At 55.8% G+C, this 16730-nt stretch carries 18 protein-coding genes; 13 read left to right on the top strand and 5 right to left on the bottom strand.

Features of this window, described 5'->3' with window-relative positions; translation table 11 throughout:
• Positions 1–474 precede the first annotated feature (474 nt).
• The 3 genes from umuD (at position 475) to dld (ending at position 3132) form a co-directional block, all read left to right on the top strand.
• Positions 475–894: a translesion error-prone DNA polymerase V autoproteolytic subunit gene (umuD, locus tag SD961_RS00810; RefSeq protein WP_318788527.1), complete on the top strand. Its 420-nt coding sequence runs from the start codon at positions 475–477 to the stop codon at positions 892–894.
• A 14-nt stretch (positions 895–908) separates the two neighbouring features.
• Positions 909–1292: a hypothetical protein gene (locus SD961_RS00805; protein ID WP_318788526.1), complete on the top strand. Its 384-nt coding sequence runs from the start codon at positions 909–911 to the stop codon at positions 1290–1292.
• A 145-nt stretch (positions 1293–1437) separates the two neighbouring features.
• Positions 1438–3132: a D-lactate dehydrogenase gene (gene dld, locus SD961_RS00800; protein WP_318788525.1), complete on the top strand. Its 1695-nt coding sequence runs from the start codon at positions 1438–1440 to the stop codon at positions 3130–3132.
• A gap of 68 nt (positions 3133–3200) precedes the next feature.
• On the opposite strand, the gene SD961_RS00795 is transcribed toward dld, so the two are convergent.
• A complete protein-coding gene (locus SD961_RS00795; RefSeq protein ID WP_318788524.1) occupies positions 3201–3785 on the bottom strand; it encodes a YceI family protein in 585 nt (194 codons plus the stop codon).
• 155 nt (positions 3786–3940) lie between these two features.
• Positions 3941–4681: an IclR family transcriptional regulator gene (locus tag SD961_RS00790; RefSeq protein ID WP_318788523.1), complete on the bottom strand. Its 741-nt coding sequence runs from the start codon at positions 4679–4681 to the stop codon at positions 3941–3943.
• A 99-nt stretch (positions 4682–4780) separates the two neighbouring features.
• Between SD961_RS00790 and SD961_RS00785 the strand changes: the two genes are divergently transcribed.
• Positions 4781–5959, top strand: coding sequence for an MFS transporter (locus tag SD961_RS00785; RefSeq protein WP_318788522.1), 1179 nt, complete (start codon positions 4781–4783; stop codon positions 5957–5959).
• A 4-nt stretch (positions 5960–5963) separates the two neighbouring features.
• Here SD961_RS00785 and SD961_RS00780 read toward each other — a convergent pair whose 3' ends face one another.
• Positions 5964–6818: an SDR family oxidoreductase gene (locus SD961_RS00780; protein ID WP_318788521.1), complete on the bottom strand. Its 855-nt coding sequence runs from the start codon at positions 6816–6818 to the stop codon at positions 5964–5966.
• Positions 6819–6936: 118 nt separating this feature from the next.
• On the opposite strand from SD961_RS00780, the gene SD961_RS00775 reads away from it, so the two are divergent.
• The 9 genes from SD961_RS00775 (at position 6937) to SD961_RS00735 (ending at position 14670) form a co-directional block, all read left to right on the top strand.
• Entirely contained in the window at positions 6937–7338 is a 402-nt protein-coding gene (locus tag SD961_RS00775; RefSeq protein ID WP_318788520.1) for a helix-turn-helix domain-containing protein, read from the top strand.
• A gap of 47 nt (positions 7339–7385) precedes the next feature.
• Entirely contained in the window at positions 7386–7814 is a 429-nt protein-coding gene (locus tag SD961_RS00770; RefSeq protein WP_318788519.1) for an NUDIX hydrolase, read from the top strand.
• A 179-nt stretch (positions 7815–7993) separates the two neighbouring features.
• The gene (locus SD961_RS00765) at positions 7994–8773 is read left to right on the top strand and encodes a 2OG-Fe(II) oxygenase (RefSeq protein WP_318788518.1); all 780 of its coding nucleotides are present in this window, start codon (positions 7994–7996) and stop codon (positions 8771–8773) included.
• Positions 8774–9271: 498 nt separating this feature from the next.
• A complete protein-coding gene (locus tag SD961_RS00760; protein WP_318788517.1) occupies positions 9272–10036 on the top strand; it encodes an IclR family transcriptional regulator in 765 nt (254 codons plus the stop codon).
• A gap of 26 nt (positions 10037–10062) precedes the next feature.
• Positions 10063–11682 (top strand): OPT/YSL family transporter, encoded by a 1620-nt coding sequence (locus SD961_RS00755; RefSeq protein WP_318788516.1) that lies wholly within the window; start codon positions 10063–10065, stop codon positions 11680–11682.
• 20 nt (positions 11683–11702) lie between these two features.
• Positions 11703–12641 carry a DUF1177 domain-containing protein gene (locus SD961_RS00750; protein WP_318788515.1) on the top strand — a complete coding sequence of 313 codons (939 nt, stop codon included), beginning with the start codon at positions 11703–11705 and terminating at the stop codon, positions 12639–12641.
• Between the two features lies 1 nt (position 12642).
• Positions 12643–13323: an AroM family protein gene (locus SD961_RS00745; RefSeq protein WP_318788514.1), complete on the top strand. Its 681-nt coding sequence runs from the start codon at positions 12643–12645 to the stop codon at positions 13321–13323.
• Between the two features lie 11 nt (positions 13324–13334).
• Complete coding sequence (gene pepE / locus SD961_RS00740) at positions 13335–14027, top strand: dipeptidase PepE (RefSeq protein WP_318788513.1); 693 nt, start codon at positions 13335–13337, stop codon at positions 14025–14027.
• Positions 14028–14037: 10 nt separating this feature from the next.
• Complete coding sequence (locus SD961_RS00735; RefSeq protein ID WP_318788512.1) at positions 14038–14670, top strand: aspartate/glutamate racemase family protein; 633 nt, start codon at positions 14038–14040, stop codon at positions 14668–14670.
• An 84-nt stretch (positions 14671–14754) separates the two neighbouring features.
• On the opposite strand, the gene SD961_RS00730 is transcribed toward SD961_RS00735, so the two are convergent.
• The gene (locus tag SD961_RS00730) at positions 14755–15864 is read right to left on the bottom strand and encodes a DUF2817 domain-containing protein (protein ID WP_318788511.1); all 1110 of its coding nucleotides are present in this window, start codon (positions 15862–15864) and stop codon (positions 14755–14757) included.
• A 5-nt stretch (positions 15865–15869) separates the two neighbouring features.
• Positions 15870–16640 (bottom strand): ABC transporter substrate-binding protein, encoded by a 771-nt coding sequence (locus tag SD961_RS00725; RefSeq protein WP_318788510.1) that lies wholly within the window; start codon positions 16638–16640, stop codon positions 15870–15872.
• Positions 16641–16730 lie beyond the last annotated feature (90 nt).

The raw sequence follows: 16730 nt of genomic DNA, 5'->3' as shown, positions 1-16730 counted from the left end.
GAGTTCAGACCGTTATATGTGGAGTCAGGTCCACATATAGTGAATGGAACTCCACACATAACGAAGCCCCCCATGCGCAAAATGACGATTTTTCGTGTTAGCCCTCGCAAAAACAAAGCGATTTTTTATGGGGGCCTTAGTGGGGGCGCAGCTTGTGAGAAATACCAATAAAACCAATAAGAAACAGCGAGTTAGTGGTGGATGTGATTCCGGGTCCGGCACCCTATTCAGAAAAACCAGCCTGCGGGCTGTTTTTTTGCTTTCTGCTCTTGCTGATATTCCCTTTTCCCTGTTTTTCTGCATATTCCCCCTCCCCCGCGCTGTTAATTCCTTAACTTAAAATAAATTTCCTGCCAGATCGTTGCCTGGCAAGCCCTGCCGCTGCGCTCACAAAAAAAAGCCGCAGCCGGACTTGATCGATCCCTGAAAATGATAATACTGTATTTATATACAGTCCTTTCACGAGCTACTAACATGAATCTTCTCCAGCTTGCCGAGGTGCGGGATACCCTCTCTCTCCCCCTTTTTCTGGCCCGCGTACCCTGCGGTTCGCCTTTCTCTGCAGGGGATGACGTCGGGCAGCCTATGGACCTGAATAACCTGCTGATCCAGCATCCCGACGCCACCTATTTTATCAAGGTGAGCGGCGAATCGATGAAGGATGCCGGCATCAACGACGGTGATTTACTGGTGGTGGATAACTCGTTGACGGCCGGTCACGGCGACATTGTGGTGGCGGCCATCGATGGCGAGTTCACGGTAAAAAAATTGCATCTGCGGCCGGTGGTTCAACTGGTGGCGATGAACGAAGCCTGGCCACCGATTGTGCTGGCCGGGGAGGAGAAGCTGGATATTTTTGGTGTGGTTACCTTCACCATTAAAGCAATGGAATAAAAGAGGAGTAATGCATGACGGATCGTATCAGACAGTATGTCACCGGTGAGGTTTTGTCTTCTCACGCTGCCCGTTTTCGCTCGCCTGCCAGGCGGGAAGTAAAGTTTCTGTTCAGTAAATTACAGGATTTGGTGCCGACCAATCACGACTGCTACCTCACCGCCTGTAACGGCAGCTTCTGTATTATCGATCGTTATCGTCCAGCCGTAGCTGGCAGCCGTGTGCTGATAGAGCTGAACGGTAAGGGCGACTGGGCGAAAGTCCGGCTGAACCCGCCTCAAATGGTCACTGACGATGGGGAGATTATTCAGGGTGAACAGCTGAATGAGGTGACGGTAATTGGCGTGGCGATCCGTGAAGTGGTCTCAACCTATCTGCACCCCCGGCCCTCTCTTTAGCCGCAAGCAGCCTCCCGCAGGGCTGGCTATGATGCGCACAGAAATCACTGTTTTACCCAGCCCGGCGCGGTAGAATTCCTGACTCATGCCCACCAGGCCGCCGCTGTACAAACAGCGGCGGCTGGGACAACCAGGAGCAGTTTTGATGGTAAAGGATCCAGAAATCATTTCCCGGCTGGAGCAGGTGTTGGGGAAAGAGCAGGTGCTGACCAGTGAGGACAGCAAAGCGTATTACACCAAAGGATATCGGGTAGGCAGCGGCAAAGCGCTGGCTGTAGCTGTCCCACAGACGTTGATGCAGCTCTGGCAGGTTCTGGAAGCGTGCATCGCCTGCGATAAAATTATCCTTATGCAGGCGGCCAATACCGGCGTCACCGGCGGGTCAACGCCGGATGGTGCAGAGTATGACCGTGAAGTCATTATCGTCAGCACCCGCCGCCTGAAAGGGGTACAGATTATTGACGAGGCGCGTCAGGTCATTGCATTCCCTGGCAGCACCTTAACCGAACTGGAAAAAGCCCTGCTTCCCCACGGCAAAGAGCCCCACTCCGTTATCGGCTCATCCTGCATTGGTGCTTCCGTCATCGGCGGCGTATGTAATAACTCGGGCGGGTCGCTTATCCGTCGTGGCCCCGCTTTTACCGAGAAATCGCTGTTTGCCCGCATCAATGCGGACGGTTCCCTGCAGCTCGTCAACCATCTTGGCATTGAACTGGGCAGCACGCCGCAAGAGATGATTGCAAATCTGGAGTCCCACCACTACAGCACCGGTACGGCAGCCGACTGGCAGGGGAAGATCTGGGCAGATGATTATGCAGGGATCCTGCGGGACGTCGAAGCTGATACCCCAACCCGCTACAACGGTAACGTTCAGTATTTACATGACAGCTCAGGCAGCGCCGGGAAAGTCGCCGTGTTTGCCGTGCGCCTCTCCACCTTTGATGCCAGCGAGAAAACCCGCACCTTCTATATCGGCACCAACGATGAAGCGGAGCTGGTTGCACTACGCCGTACGCTGCTGACCGGGCTGACAGAATTACCCCTTCAGGCTGAATATATTCATCGCGATGCCTTTGATTTAACCCTGCGTTATGCCAAACATATGTGTTGGGCAATCAGCCGTTTTGGCCCCGAAGCCTTGCCTGGGCTGATGGCAAACAAAGCGAAATGGGATATCCGGGTGAAAAACCTGAAGATCCTTCCGCATAATTTTGTCGACAAAGTGCTGCAGTTTGCTAACAACGTGATGCCAAAAGGGGTCGCACCGCGCATTCTGGCCTGGCGGGATCGGTTCGAGCATCATCTGATGATCAAGGCTGAAGCCCGTCATGCCGATGAGTTACAGCAGCAGTTGGAGGATTTTTTCAGCGGCAGGTCTGGCCGCTATTTTGCCTGTGATGAACGTGAAGAGCGCGATGCTTTCCTGCTCCGTTTTGGCGTGGGCGGCTGCACTATCTCATATTGCGATTATAAAGGAATTAATGCCGACCAGCGGCTGGTTGCTTTTGACGTGGCGCTGCGTCGCAATGATACGGAATGGCGGATAAAATTGCCGCAGGCGCTGCGGGATCAGGTGCAGGAGGAGTCCTGCTGCGGGCATTTCTTCTGCTTCGTCAATCATCAGGACTACATTCTGAAGCCTGGGGTGGATGCCGTAGCGTTCAAACATGCCGTGCTTGAATATCTCGATCGGCGCGGCGCGAAGTATCCGGCAGAACACAACGTTGGGCATCTCTATCATGCCTCGTGTGAGTATGAGTCGCACATGCGTCAGTTGGACCCCACCAACAGCTGCAATCCTGGCATCGGCAAAACCAGCAGGAAGAAGTTCTGGCAATAAACGGCAGAGTGAACAGGGTGAAGGATAAGAGAAGAGCGCGGAGGGCTGGTCATCCGCGCTAACAGGCGTTACTTCGCGTAAGCCTCGGTAGAGATAGTCAGCTTCACATCATCGCCGACGGCTGGAACATATTTATCCAGCTTAAAGTCTGAACGCTTAAAGGTGGTGGTGGCATCAAATCCTACCGCCTGCTTCTTCACCATCGGGTGCATTCCCTGCTTATTCAGCACCGCATGCAGGATAACCGGTTTGGTAATATCTTTGATGGTCAGGTCGCCATAAACGTCCATTTTGTTTTTCCCTTTACTGACAACTTTTGTGCTTTTAAAGGTTGCCGTCGGGTACTTGCTCACGTCGAAATAGTCTGCGCCTTTGAATTCCGTGGTCAGCGCATCAACGTGGGTATTAATGGTTTCTACCGGGATGGAAACATCCACTTTTGATTCAGAGACATTGCTGGCATCAAAATCAATATTACCGGTGATATTGGAGAGATCGGCCGTTGGATGCGAGAAACCAAAGTGGTTCCAGGCTACCACAACCGAGGTGTGGCCTGAGTTTATTGCATAGCTCTCTATCGCCGCAGCAGAGAGCTGGGAATAGAAAGCGGCGGTAACCAATAACGGTACGGTAATTTTTTTCATTAATGACATCAGACTTGCCTTTATTTTCTCGAAGTGTGGTTCAGATAGTGCAAGATTATTCCCGCTGCCGATAGTGAAGATATTTGACCGGGTTGGTCAAAAAGATTAGACGACAGGCAGACGTTATTTCTTCCACAGCCTGTTCCTGCCGTCCTGATTCGTGCTTATTTCCCGGCCAGCGACTCTATTTCAGCTTTGGTTTGCAACAAGGCCGGTAACAAAGTGGGCAAATGCTCATCAAAACGCAGGGCGGGAGCCGCAAGGGAAAGTGCATAACGCTCGTTACCCGGCAGCGTTAAGGCCACCGCCACCCCACATACGCCCAGTGCATGCTCTTCACGGTCAATCGCTACGCCTTTATTCCGGATCTCCTGCAGATGGATCAGCAGGTCAGCCCGATCAAGACAGGTATTGGCTGTTCGCTGCTCCAGCTTCTCGGGCAGCAGCGCGTAAAGCCGATCGTCAGGCAATGCTGCCAGTAAGGCTTTACCCGGTGCGGTAGCATTGATGGGAAAAGCTGTGCCCGGCGGCGAAACGACTCTTAGCTCCCGATCGCTGACGGACTGTTCAACCAGGATAGCATGCAGCCCGCGATGCACAGCCAGGTCCACCGTTTCCCGCGTCCGGCGGGCCAGAGCTTCTATCGCCGGTCTGGCGAGGGCAACGATATCGGTATGCGCAGCGGCTGCCAGTCGGGCAAGCGCGGGACCAAGCGTTACGCCAGTCGCCGTCTGTGAAACAAACTGCTGGGCTTCCAGCGAGGCGACCAGCCGGTAAACCGTGCTGCGCGGCAGCGAGCAGTGCCTTGCCAGCTGCGCCAGGCTCAGGCCTGCGGGACAAGCTTCCAGTACCTTAAGAACGGTTGCCGCACGGGCAATGACGCCTGAATCTCCCTCACCTTTCATGCTTACTTCTCCCGGCCATTGACACAGACAAAATCTCCCACGACACTTATACCATTATATGGACAATCTGTCCATTATACGGACAAGGTGGACAGCGTGGTGCAAAAGAACAGAAACAGGCTTTCAGCGGCGGGGGCTTTCACCTTACTGGCGATCGCCTCTCTGACTATTATGGTGGGATGTGTGATTGTTCCGGGCCTTCCTTCCGTGGCGATGCATCTTGGTGTGCAGGGAGCGGCGGGCTGGCTGATTACCCTTCCCTCCCTGGGCGTGGTGATATTTGGCCCGATAGTCGCTAAAGCTATCGCCAGGCGAGGCCTTTACCGGGCGCTGCTGCTGGGGCTGTTCACTTACGGTGCGCTGGGCGTTGCCGGCGCCTTTCTCACCCATCCGGCGCTGTTATTTGCCGACCGGTTTCTGCTGGGCGGCGCAACGGCGATGGTGATGTCCGCCGGAACCGGGCTGCTTTCCGGCTTTTATGAAGGCGAACAGCGGCTGAAAATGATTGCCCGTCAGGGGATGTCGATAGAGCTGGGCGGCGTAATTTTTCTGTTCTTTGGCGGACTGCTGGCTACTGTCGGCTGGCGCTGGCCTTTCAGTCTCTATTTATTCGCCTGGCTGTTTATGCTGATGCAGCTGATGTTTGTACCGCGTCCTGCCAGAGCAACGCCAGTAACTGAAGTGGCACAGACGGAAACGAAAGATCCTTCTCTTTCACTGCTAAAGCCGATCTTCGCGGCGGCTGTTTTCTCAATGATCTGCTTTTTCACCGCGGTCATCATGCTGCCGCTGCAGCTAAAAGGCCTGGGTTACAGCGAAGCAGAAACCGGCTATTTTCTCTCTTTTATCTCATTAATGGCGGTGATCGCCGCCTGGCTGATGCCACGTTTTGTTATCTGGCGAGGCGATTACGGCACGCTGTATCTAGCTTTTGCGGCTTATGCTGCGGCGCATCTGCTGCTGGCGTTCAGCAGCGAGTTGAACCTGCTCCTTATGGCTGGCGTTCTGATGGGGGCTGGATTTGGTATGTCCGTTCCGCTGGTTAACCATCTTGTCGTCGACAAAAGCCCGGTACACCTCAGAGGAGCGCATCTGGCTTATCTGGCGATGGCCATTTTTTCCGGACAGTTTCTCTCTTCATTTATGGCTTTTATTCCCGGCAGTCGGGAGCGGATCTTTATCGGCGCGGCGCTTATCGCGCTGGGAACAGGGGGAGTGTTATGGCGCTGGCGGATAAACCAGCAACAGGCAGAACGGGAGAGCCAGACCCTCCCGTAATGGCTTAGCCTTGCACGTAAGCTTTTACCACTTCCTGCCAGGGCGTGGTTGGGCGGCCAATCAGTTTGCTGAGCGTATGGCCCTCATCAAACAGCGCACCTTTGGCCGCATTAGCATCGGAGTCAGCCAGCATCTCTGCCAGCCCGGCCGGCAGACCGGCTCCTTTCAGCGCATCTGCAAACGCTTCCTGAGAGAGATTGATATACTGAACCTCTTTGCCGCTTTGCTTAGCAATCTCTGCGGTGAAGGCCGCCAGCGTATAGGCCGAATCCCCCGCCAGTTCGTAAATCTTGTCTGCCGCATCACTGCTGGTGAGCACTGCGGCGGCGGCTTCCGCGTAATCCTGACGGCTGGCAGAGGCAATTTTCCCTTCTGCTGCGGCCCCAATAAAGGCGCTATGGGTGAGCGCAGGCGCAATGCTGGCGGCATAGTTTTCCGTGTACCAACCGTTACGCAGAATAGCGTAAGGGATGCCGGAAGCGATCAGGGCCTGCTCGGTGCTGCGGTGCTCACCGGCCAACCCCATGGGCGAGGTATCCGCATGCAGCAGGCTGGTATAGGCCAGCAGCGACACGCCTGCCTCCTTCGCCGCGGCAATCACCGCCAGGTGCTGAGCCTCACGAGCGCCCACCTCATTCGAGGAGATTAACAGCACTTTATCCACGCCGCTAAAGGCGCTGACCAGGCTTTCAGCATCGCTATAGTCCGCTTTACGGACCTGCACTCCCAGACCGGCAAGGTCAGAAGCTTTCTCAGGTGAACGTACGGCGGCAATTATCTCAGCCGCAGGGACTCTCTTCAGTAAAGCATCAATCACTAAACGGCCCAGTTGGCCAGTTGCACCGGTTACAGCAATCATGTTGTTCTCCTTATTTGCCTTTTAAATGCGTTAACAGCCTTTATGCGGCTAAATCGCTTTCACCCCACCACCCTATGCCATACACTAATTAAAAGTAAGTACTTACAGGAATGTTAGTGTGATAAAAAATCAAAATACTCCCTGCACTTCGCTCAGTGAAAAGTTTCGCCGTGGCGAACTGTTTGATGCCAACTGCCCCTCCAGAGAGGTGCTTAAGCGTCTGACCAGCCGCTGGAGCTTGCTGATTCTGGTCGCGCTGGAAGATGACACCTTGAGGTTCAGCGAGCTTAAGAGGAAAATTGGCGGTATCAGCGAAAGGATGCTGGCGCAAACCCTGCGTTTTATGGAAGAGGATGGCTTTGTCGAGCGCATCGCTTATGAGGTGATCCCGCCGCACGTAGAGTACAGATTGACGCCAATGGGCCAGGAAGTGCGCGGCCAGGTGGTGGGGCTGGCAGACTGGGTTGAAATGAATTTGCAGCAGATTATGGTGCATCGCCAGCAGTTTTCCGGCGAGTGATCCCGCTTCCTGATGCAGAGTTGCAGAGCGTTAAAACGAGGAAAAAAATGCATTATCCGAAAACAGGCGTAGGCGTTCTGATTGTGCGGGAAGGCAAGCTGCTGCTGGGCAGGCGCATTGGAAGCCACGGTGCCGACAGCTGGTCAACACCCGGTGGTCATCTGGAGTTTGGAGAAACGCCGGAACAGTGCGCGCGTCGGGAAGCGCAAGAGGAAACCGGACTGCACATTGGGAAAGTCACGAATCTTGCGTTTACTAATAATTTCTTCACCGCTGAGAATAAACATTACGTGACGCTTTTTATGCTGGCGGATGAGGTTTCCGGAACGCCAGAGCGTTGCGAGCCTGAAAAGTGTGCTGGTTGGGCGTGGTTTAGCGCCTCTGACTTACCGCACCCTTTGTTCGCCCCGCTTGAGACCTTGCTTAAGGAAGGCGGGCTGCTGCCCGTGTTGAGCGGCGCGCTTAACCGTACCTGACTGAGCCTGAGCTTGTTAATTTCTTTTGTACAGGCCTGGCCTGGCAAAAACATGAATAATTTATCCTTAAATTTTAATTAGTTAAACAAACCCCAGCCGATCTGTAAGGGGAACGTCTGGTGAGCCGGGCTGACTGGCAGTAGAGTGAAGATCCCCTTTGATGATGATGAGCATGTGCGATGACCAGCCTGGCCCCGATTATCAATTTATCTTCCCACCCGATTAACGATGCCGACTACCTTGCCAGCTGTAAACAGTGGCTTGATAAGAGCGGTGCGCTGGTGCTGAGAGCGTTTCTGACCACGGATGCGCTGAAGCGTGTTCGTCAGGAAGGCGAAGAGCATCAGCATCTTGCCTACTACGCTGCCAGCAAGCACAACGTCTATCTGAAAGCGCCAGACGAGGCGTTTGCCCCCGATCATCCGCGTAATTACCAGATCACCTCTTCCAAAGGGTGCATTACCGATGAGGAAGTGCCGGAGAACTCACCGCTGCGTACGCTTTACAACGCGGAAGCCTTTAAGGCTTTTCTCTGCGGCGTGCTGGGCGAAAAGCAGCTTTATCCCTATGCAGATTCCCTCTCCTCTATCAATCTGCACTATGCGCATACCGGGCAGGAGCTGGGCTGGCATTTTGATAACTCCTCCTTTGCCATTACTCTGCTGATCCAGAAGCCTGAAGCGGGCGGCGTATTTGAATATGTCAGTAATCTGCGGGATGCCGAAGCGGGAGAGATGAATTTCGACGGCGTGGAGCAGGTGTTGCAGGGCAAACGAACAGTGGAGAAGCTGGCGATCAATCCGGGCGATCTGGTGCTGTTTCGCGGCCGCAATGCGCTACACCGCGTGACGCCAACCGCAGGCGAGACCAGCCGCATGCTGGTGGTGCTGGCCTATAATGCTCAGCCCGATATTGCGCTCTCCGAAACCGCCCGTATGACATTTTACGGGCGTCTGTGACCCTGTAAGTGGGAAAAGAGGCCTGTTACAGGCTTCTGTAACCATCGAACCTACGGAAAAGGGCCTGTACTGCCTTTTCCCATTCAGTTTGCAAGCTTTACTGTCCGGCATCCAACACCCAGCAGCCACCTCCCAACGTCCAATATCCAACATCCGTCATCCAGCAGCCACCTCCCAACGTCCAATATCCGTCATCCGGCACCCAGCACTCAGCACTCAGCACCCAGCACTCAGCACTCAGCACCCAGCACCCAGCACCCAGCACCCAGCACCCAGCACCCAGCACCCAAAACTGCCACCTTTGTGCTCTGACGCCAACCTCTCTCCTCCGTTCTCTCTTCTGCTCCTTTACTGACCACTGCACCACAACGACGCACCTTTTTGATGCTTTCAACCTCACCGCTGCGGTCAGCCTCTCCTTAAATCAACAGGTTATTTTTGGCATCTATTTTGCAGTCTCATTTAATGAAACTTAATCCCATTTTTTGAGACTTGCCTGTGTCAATTCTGGAAACTACCGCCAGCATTTTAAAATTGATGGTATCGCTACAGGGCGGTATCCGTATCAGTGATGTCATCACCCATCTGGGCATGCCGAAAAGCACCGCCTCACGGGTCATGAATCAGCTGGAATCTTATGGCTATATTGAACGTGATGAATCCAGGGGCGTGTTCCTGCCTGGCCCGCTGATCCTCTCCGCTTCGCATCTGGTTAATCGTCAGGCCCCGCTGAGTGAACTGGTGGACAACGCGCTGCGCTCCCTGTGCGAACGAACCGGCTATACCGGCTATATCTCCATGCTGGACGATCAGGAGATCCTGGTTTTACGGGTGATCCACGGGCGACAGACGCTGCCGGTAGTGACCTGGCCCGGCTCCCGCTCTCCAGCCTGGGGCACCTCAACCGGGCGGGCCTTACTGGCGCGACTGAGCGACACAGAGCTGCGGACTTTTTTCACCAGCCCACAGGTGTTGGCTCAGCTGACCGGAACAGGCCACACCACTGAGAAACTTCTGGCCGCTATCAGCCAGACCCGTGAGGCGGGTTATGCCACCGCAGTGAATGAATCGGTGGCGGATACCGCCTCGGTCAGCTGTGCCATTGGCGACCCCACTACGCATGAAGCGGTCGCGTTTTGTCTCTCCTTTCCCCAGGCGCTGGCAAAGCCGGAAGAGCTGCAGCGCATCGCCACCCTTTTAAAAGAAACCGCTCTGCTTATCGCCCAAAAAACGGGTGACGCGCTGGTGAGCCACCAGCCTTAACTTTTGCCAATACCAGGAGAATCACCGTGAGCCAGACAGTGCGTTCAGAAACATCACACGACCAGACGGCGGGACATCCCCGCACCTTCGCCCCTGCCACGCTGCTGCTCCTGCTGGCGCTCAGCGTATTTGGTGCGATCATCGGGGTTCAGCTATTAACCACCCTCGGCGTGACGCCCAATACCGCCATCATTGGCGCGATGGTCGCGATGGTTATCGCCCGTATTCCGCTGCAGTGTTTTGCGCGCTTCCGTTCCATACATATTCAGAATCTGGCACAGAGCGCCACCTCCGCCGCGACGTTCGGTGCCGCCAACTCCCTGCTGCTGCCCATTGCCATTCCCTGGCTGTTTGGGCGTCAGGATATGGTGATGCCGATGTTTGTTGGCGTGGCTTTAGCGATGCTGCTGGACGGCTATCTGCTCTATCGCCTGTTCAATACCCGCATTTTTCCGGCAGAGGGAGCCTGGCCTCCTGGCGTGGCTGCCGCGGAATCGATTAAAGCGGGCGATCAGGGCGGGAAGCATGCCGCGCTGCTGGGCGTGGGCATTGCTATGGGCGCTGTCGGCTCCTGGTTTAAATTTCCTATGGCGGCGCTCGGCACCGCCTTTATCGGCAATATCTGGGCGCTGGGCATGCTGGGCATCGGCTTCCTGCTGCGCGGCTACTCGCTGCCGGTGTTTGGCTTTGATATCAATAAGCTCTACATCCCGCACGGCATGATGGCTGGTGCCGGAGTGGTGGCGCTGTTCCAGATCGTCAGGCTGGTGCGGAGCGGTAAAAACGAGGCGCCACCCGCCGAACAGCAACAGGCAATATTGCCAGAAGCGCAAAATACGCAGATCGGTAAAACGCTGCGTTTCGGCGCGCTCGGCTTTGCGCTGATCTCTGTTCTGATTGCGTTGACCAGCGGCCTTTACGCTCACCTCACTCTGCCCTGGCTGCTGGCATTTATGGTTTACGCTGCCTTCGCCGCCTTCCTGCACCAGATGATTGTCGGTCTGGCGGCGATGCACTCTGGCTGGTTCCCGGCCTTTGCCGTGGCGCTGATTACGCTACTGGCAGGCATTCTGATTGGCTTTCCACCGGAAGCGCTCGCCATGCTCTGCGGCTTCTCGGCAGCGACCGGGCCAGCCTTTGCGGATATGGGCTATGACCTGAAAGCGGGCTGGATCCTGCGCGGTAAAGGGGAATTCACCTCTTTCGAACTCGATGGCCGCCGCCAGCAATTGCTGGCCGCGATGCTGGCCTTTGTCGTGGCTATTCCGGTGGTGTTGTTTATCTACAAAGGCTATTTCGCCCAGGGGCTGGTGCCGCCGGTTGCCAAAGTTTATGTCGCCGCCATCAACGCGGGCGTGTCGATGGAGATCGCTAAATCACTGCTGATCTGGGCCATTCCCGGCGCGCTGATCCAGCTTGTCGGCGGCCCTGGTCGTCAGATGGGCGTACTGCTGGCTACCGGCCTGCTGATTAACAATCCGCTGGCAGGCTGGGCGGTGCTGATCGGTATCGCTATCCGCACGGTCTGGATCCGCGTTGGCGGTGAACCGGCGCGCAACAAGATGGAAGTGCTGGCCGCAGGCATGATCGCGGGTGACGCGCTGTTCAGCTTCTTCAGCTCGGTGCTGCCGGGTGGAAAAAAATAATTCAACATTGAGGGAAAATCATGAGCTTATATCAAACTTTGCAGGTATTTGAATTGCTGGACAGCGCCTGGGCCAGCGGAGAGAAAGTACGGGAACTGCTGGCGGGTTACGCTAACGTAGAGGTGACCGTGAAAGAAGTTCGTGGCGCGAAAGGCACCACCGACTTTATCAAAATCTTTATTCCGGGTTTTGAAGGCAAGCGGCTGGGCGGCTCCGCGCCTACGCTGGGTATCGTAGGACGACTTGGCGGGATTGGTGCCCGTCCGGGCCGTATCGGGATGGTTTCCGATGCGGATGGCGCGGTAGCGGCGATAGCCTCTGCCCTCAAACTGGCGGAGATGCAGCGCCAGGGAGACAGCCTGCCCGGCGACGTGATTATCACCACCCATATCTGCCCGGATGCGCCTACGCGCCCGCATGAGCCGGTCGATTTTATGGATTCGCCGGTAGAAACCGAAGAGATGAACGAGCAGGAAGTCTCTGAAGAGATGGATGCGGTGCTCTCTATCGACACTACCAAAGGCAACCGTATTATTAACCACAAAGGGTTCGCGATTTCGCCAACGGTGAAAGAGGGCTACATCCTGCGCGTCTCTGAAGATTTGCTACGGATAATGGAGATGACTACCGGTAAACTGCCCGTCACCTTCCCGATCACCACTCAGGACATCACGCCTTACGGCAACGGCGTTTACCACCTGAACAGTATTCTGCAGCCTTCTATTGCTACCCGCGCTCCTGTAGTTGGTGTTGCGATCACTGCCGAAGGCATCGTACCGGGCTGCGGCACCGGCGCCAGCCACGAAGTGGATATCGCGCTCGCCTGCAAATTTGCGGTGGAAGTGGCGAAAGAGTTCTCTCGTGGCAGCTGCCAGTTCTTTGATGCCACTGAGTACCAGCAGCTGCTGAATCTTTACGGCTCGCTGGCTCATCTGCAGAAGCGCCAGCCGGAGGCCTGAGATGAAGGCTCGTAAAATTGGCACGCTGACCATTGGGCAGGCGCCGCGCAGTGATATCACTCCCATACTGGACAATGCATTACCAGACCATGTTACCTGCCTGCACGCAGGCGTGCTGGATGGACTGGATGACGCCACCATTGCTGCCCGTTTCCCCGTGGGACCTGACGAAGCGGTGCTGACTTCACGCCTGCTGGATGGCCGGGCGGTAGTGATGGGAAAAACGGCGGTTGGCCTTGCCGTACAGCAGAAAATTAGCGAGCTGGCGGCAGCGGGCTGCGAAATGGTGGTTCTGCTCTGTACCGGAGAATTTCATGGGCTGCATGGCGATGGCGCATGGTTGATCGAGCCGGATCGTATTTTGCCGCCAACGCTTAACGCGCTGGTGGGCGATCGTCAGGCCGGGATCCTGGTCCCCCTGGCTTCACAAATCGCCAGCGAACTGGAGAAGTGGAAAGGGGCAGCGAGGAAGCCGGTGTTTGCCGTAGCCTCACCTTATACCGCAACAGAAGAAGAGATCGCTGCCGCTGCCCGCTCGCTCGCTGAACAGGGCGCAGAGATCATTCTGACCGACTGCATGGGCTACACTGGCTGGCATCAGGCCATCTGTGCCCGCCACGTTGACCAGCCGGTGGTGCTCTCTAACCAGCTGCTGGCCGATCTGCTCCGCAACGTGTTGTAAAAGGAACAATCATGAAACTGCTGTTATTAAGTAATTCAGCGTCACCTGGTTTGCGCTACCTTGAGCATGCCCTCCCGCTGGTCGGGCGCGATCTGAAACCGGGCCAGAAAGTGGTGTTTATTCCTTTCGCCGGGCTTACGCAGAGCTGGGATAGCTACACCGACAAAGTGCGCGAGGCTTTTCGCGATCTGCAGCTTGAGATCGTCGGGGCCCACACGCTGTCCGATCCGCAGAGGGCGATCGCGGCGGCTGATGCCATTATGGTCGGCGGTGGTAACACCTTTAATTTGCTAAAAGAATGCCGTGCACGCGGCCTGTTGCAACCCATTGCCGAAGCGGTCAAAACGGATACGCTGTATGTAGGCTGGAGCGCTGGCTCCAACCTTGCCTGCCCCACTATCCGCACCACCAACGACATGCCTGTTGTTGATCCAGGCGGGTTCGATGCGCTGAATCTGTTCCCACGCCAGATCAACCCGCACTTCACCAACGCGCTGCCAACGGGCCATCAGGGCGAAACGCGCGAACAGCGTATCCGCGAGCTGCTGGTGCTTTCGCCAGAGCTGGAAGTCATTGGCCTGCCGGAAGGAAACTGGATCGAGATGAACGGCGACCAGGCTTATGCTTATGGCCCTCATCCGACGCTGCTGTTTAAAGCCGGTGAAGAAGCTGTGACGCTGCCAGCCGGAGAGCCGCTGCTCTGAGGGGAAAATTATGCTGGGGATTATCCGGGTTCTGACGCACGACGATCCACATTTTGTGGGAGAACATGGCCGACTGATTGAAAAGCACTACGGAATTGTTTCAGTGAGCCGCTGTATTGACCAGCAGCGAACCGGGATTTTTGATGCGCAGAGCGAAGCGCGTGCTATACCGAAAATTGTGGCACTGGGAAAAGCGCTGGAAAACGAAGGTTGCAATGCGCTGTTTCTCAGCTGCGCCGCCGATCCGGGTCTGCTTTTGTTACGTCAGGCTGTCTCAGTTCCGGTCATCGCCGCAGGTAGTGCTGCCGCAAGCGTGGCAGCACTACTACAGCGGCCCACTGCGGTGATGGGCATCGGCACCGAAGCGCCCCAGCCCTTCAGAACGCTGTTGGGTGAAAATGTCCGTTACGCCAGGCCCGAAGGCATCACTAACACCACCGATCTGCTGACGCCAAAAGGGCGGGCTGCCGCTCTGGCCTGCGCTGAGACGCTCTACACTGAGGGGATTGAAGTCATTGCTTTCTCCTGCACTGGCTTCTCAACCATTGCACTGGCCACCGCTATCCAGCAACAGCTCGGCAAGATTGCTATTGATGCCGTCAGTGCCGCCGGGCTGTTTATCAGTCAGCTTGCTCCCCGCTAAGGCTGAGGGCTGAAACCTTCAGCCCTCATTTATTATCACAACCGGCACCCCGAAACGGCGGCACAGCGCCCTGATATGTTTACCTCACCGCGCGGGACCAGCATCTGGCTGCGTTAATGCCGTCCAGGCCCTGAAGAAGATCTGTCGGGTGCGCAGCGCGATCAATGCCTGCCAGTCGGGATCGTCAGGAAAGAAGCCGTCATAAAGATCCCGCTTGATCTGTAACCCCTGTTCACTGGCGGGATCGCCAAACAGATGCAACCAGTGATCGTTACGCACGCGGCGATGCATCTCTTCGCCTTCCAGCGTCCCACACTCCACCACCAGCTGAAGTAGCTGCGTTTGCGGCAGGTTATCCAGCATAAACTGAGAGAGGTAACCGGTGGCCGTGGCGGTTACGCCCGTTTCGCTGTCGCGGCCTGCGCCAGTAATCAGCACCGTTAACCACTCGCCAAAGATCGCTCTGGCCTGCCGAAGCGCCGGATAGTCATGCCCGGCTATCGCCATCAGCATCGGATGGCCGTAAGCGCCTGCGCCAGTATGCAGGTCGAAACTGACGATCTTTTCAGCCCGAGCCAGATGACGGTCGATAATGTTTTTCAGCGTGAGGTGCGACCAGCTCGCCCGCTGCCCGCCATAGAAGATGCCGTCGGCAAACTGATACTGTCCCGCCTCAACGATACGCTTAACGCCTGCCCAGCCCAGCGTTTGCCGTTTCTCAAGCAGCAGCGCGTCTGCCCGCGCCCGCCCGGCCCCGTCAAAGTCGCGGCAGGTATAAACGGCATGCAGTTCACCATATGCCTGGTTATGCGGCGTCCCTGTCACGAAATTGATAAAGTTACGGTTGAGATCGGCATTATCTTCGTTCACCCGACGTAAATGGGCGGTGCCCCAGGGGTTGATCAGATGCACCAACACCAGCGCCACATTATCCGGCATCGCTGTTGCCTTAACCCTTTCCAGCCAGGCAATCTGACTCTCTGAGCCGTAATAGCCCTCTACGCCGTGCGTGCCGGAGACGATAAGCATCAGCTTTTCCGCTGCGGGATCGCCCACTACCGCAACATCGGTAAATAATGCTTCGCCATTCGGTCCAGCAAGAGGATGCGGGTAAGGGGTATTCACTCCGCCCGCTCTTGCCACGGCGGCCAGAAAGCGCGCCCGCTGCGCGCTGTAATCAGGAAGAGATCGCATCAGGCTCACTTCTGCAGGTGGTAAACATCAAAGCTGAAATACTTTTTCGCCAGCTTGTCGTAGGTACCATTTTTATGCAGTTCAGCCAGCGCGGCGTTAATCTCGGCGACCCGCCCGGTGTCATCTTTACGCAGACCAATCCCAACGCCTTCACCAAAGTACTCTTTGTTATAGAGCGTTTTGCCGCTGATCTGATAATCCTTGCCCTGCGGAGATTTCAGGAAGCCCGTTTCCGCCGACGCGGCGCTGGTCAGCGTCGCTTCTACGCGCCCGGAGGCCAGATCTGGCCAGATCTCTTCCTGATTAGGGTAAGAGACTACCTGGATACCAGCGGAAGCCCAGACAGCTTTAGCGTAAGCTTCCTGCGTCGTGCCCTGCGCCACGCCGATCGTTTTGCCTTTTAGTGAAGCAGTATCTGGAGCCAGACCGCTGTTCTTTTTTGTCACCAGTGCGCTGGGGGTGTTGTAAAGCATATCGGTGAACGCTACCTGCTGGCGACGCTTGTCGGTCATTGCCATTGCCGAGAGGATGGCATCGAATTTACGCGCCTGTAAGGCAGGAATAATCCCGTCGTAACCTGTCTGCACCCAGACACATTTCACCTGCATCTGATGGCAGATGGCGTTGCCCATCTCTATATCAAATCCCCGCAGGCTGCCATCCGGCGCTTTGGATTCAAAAGGGGGAAAAGTGGGGTCAACGCCAAAACGCAGCGGCTCGGCGGCAGAAGCGCTGACGGCAAACAGCACCAGAGCAGTAAGGACAATTTTTTTCATTCATGGCTCCCGGGAGTAAAAGCGTAAAAAACGTTCATCTCTTTCATACCATGATTTATTTGCCGCAGGGGATACTTTCCGCTTATAGCT

The sequence above is a fragment of the Erwinia sp. MMLR14_017 genome, assembly GCF_033657285.1.
In the GTDB taxonomy this organism is placed as follows: Bacteria; Pseudomonadota; Gammaproteobacteria; order Enterobacterales; family Enterobacteriaceae; genus Erwinia.
This window is presented reverse-complemented; position numbering and strand designations above follow the sequence as displayed.

Coding starts and splice junctions, on each gene's coding strand:
- umuD (WP_318788527.1), top strand. CDS start 475: ATGAATCTTCTCCAGCTTGCCGAGGTGCGGGATACCCTCTCTCTCCCC.
- SD961_RS00805 (WP_318788526.1), top strand. CDS start 909: ATGACGGATCGTATCAGACAGTATGTCACCGGTGAGGTTTTGTCTTCT.
- dld (WP_318788525.1), top strand. CDS start 1,438: ATGGTAAAGGATCCAGAAATCATTTCCCGGCTGGAGCAGGTGTTGGGG.
- SD961_RS00795 (WP_318788524.1), bottom strand. CDS start 3,785: ATGTCATTAATGAAAAAAATTACCGTACCGTTATTGGTTACCGCCGCT.
- SD961_RS00790 (WP_318788523.1), bottom strand. CDS start 4,681: ATGAAAGGTGAGGGAGATTCAGGCGTCATTGCCCGTGCGGCAACCGTT.
- SD961_RS00780 (WP_318788521.1), bottom strand. CDS start 6,818: ATGATTGCTGTAACCGGTGCAACTGGCCAACTGGGCCGTTTAGTGATT.
- SD961_RS00770 (WP_318788519.1), top strand. CDS start 7,386: ATGCATTATCCGAAAACAGGCGTAGGCGTTCTGATTGTGCGGGAAGGC.
- SD961_RS00765 (WP_318788518.1), top strand. CDS start 7,994: ATGACCAGCCTGGCCCCGATTATCAATTTATCTTCCCACCCGATTAAC.
- SD961_RS00750 (WP_318788515.1), top strand. CDS start 11,703: ATGAGCTTATATCAAACTTTGCAGGTATTTGAATTGCTGGACAGCGCC.
- SD961_RS00745 (WP_318788514.1), top strand. CDS start 12,643: ATGAAGGCTCGTAAAATTGGCACGCTGACCATTGGGCAGGCGCCGCGC.
- pepE (WP_318788513.1), top strand. CDS start 13,335: ATGAAACTGCTGTTATTAAGTAATTCAGCGTCACCTGGTTTGCGCTAC.
- SD961_RS00735 (WP_318788512.1), top strand. CDS start 14,038: ATGCTGGGGATTATCCGGGTTCTGACGCACGACGATCCACATTTTGTG.
- SD961_RS00730 (WP_318788511.1), bottom strand. CDS start 15,864: ATGCGATCTCTTCCTGATTACAGCGCGCAGCGGGCGCGCTTTCTGGCC.
- SD961_RS00725 (WP_318788510.1), bottom strand. CDS start 16,640: ATGAAAAAAATTGTCCTTACTGCTCTGGTGCTGTTTGCCGTCAGCGCT.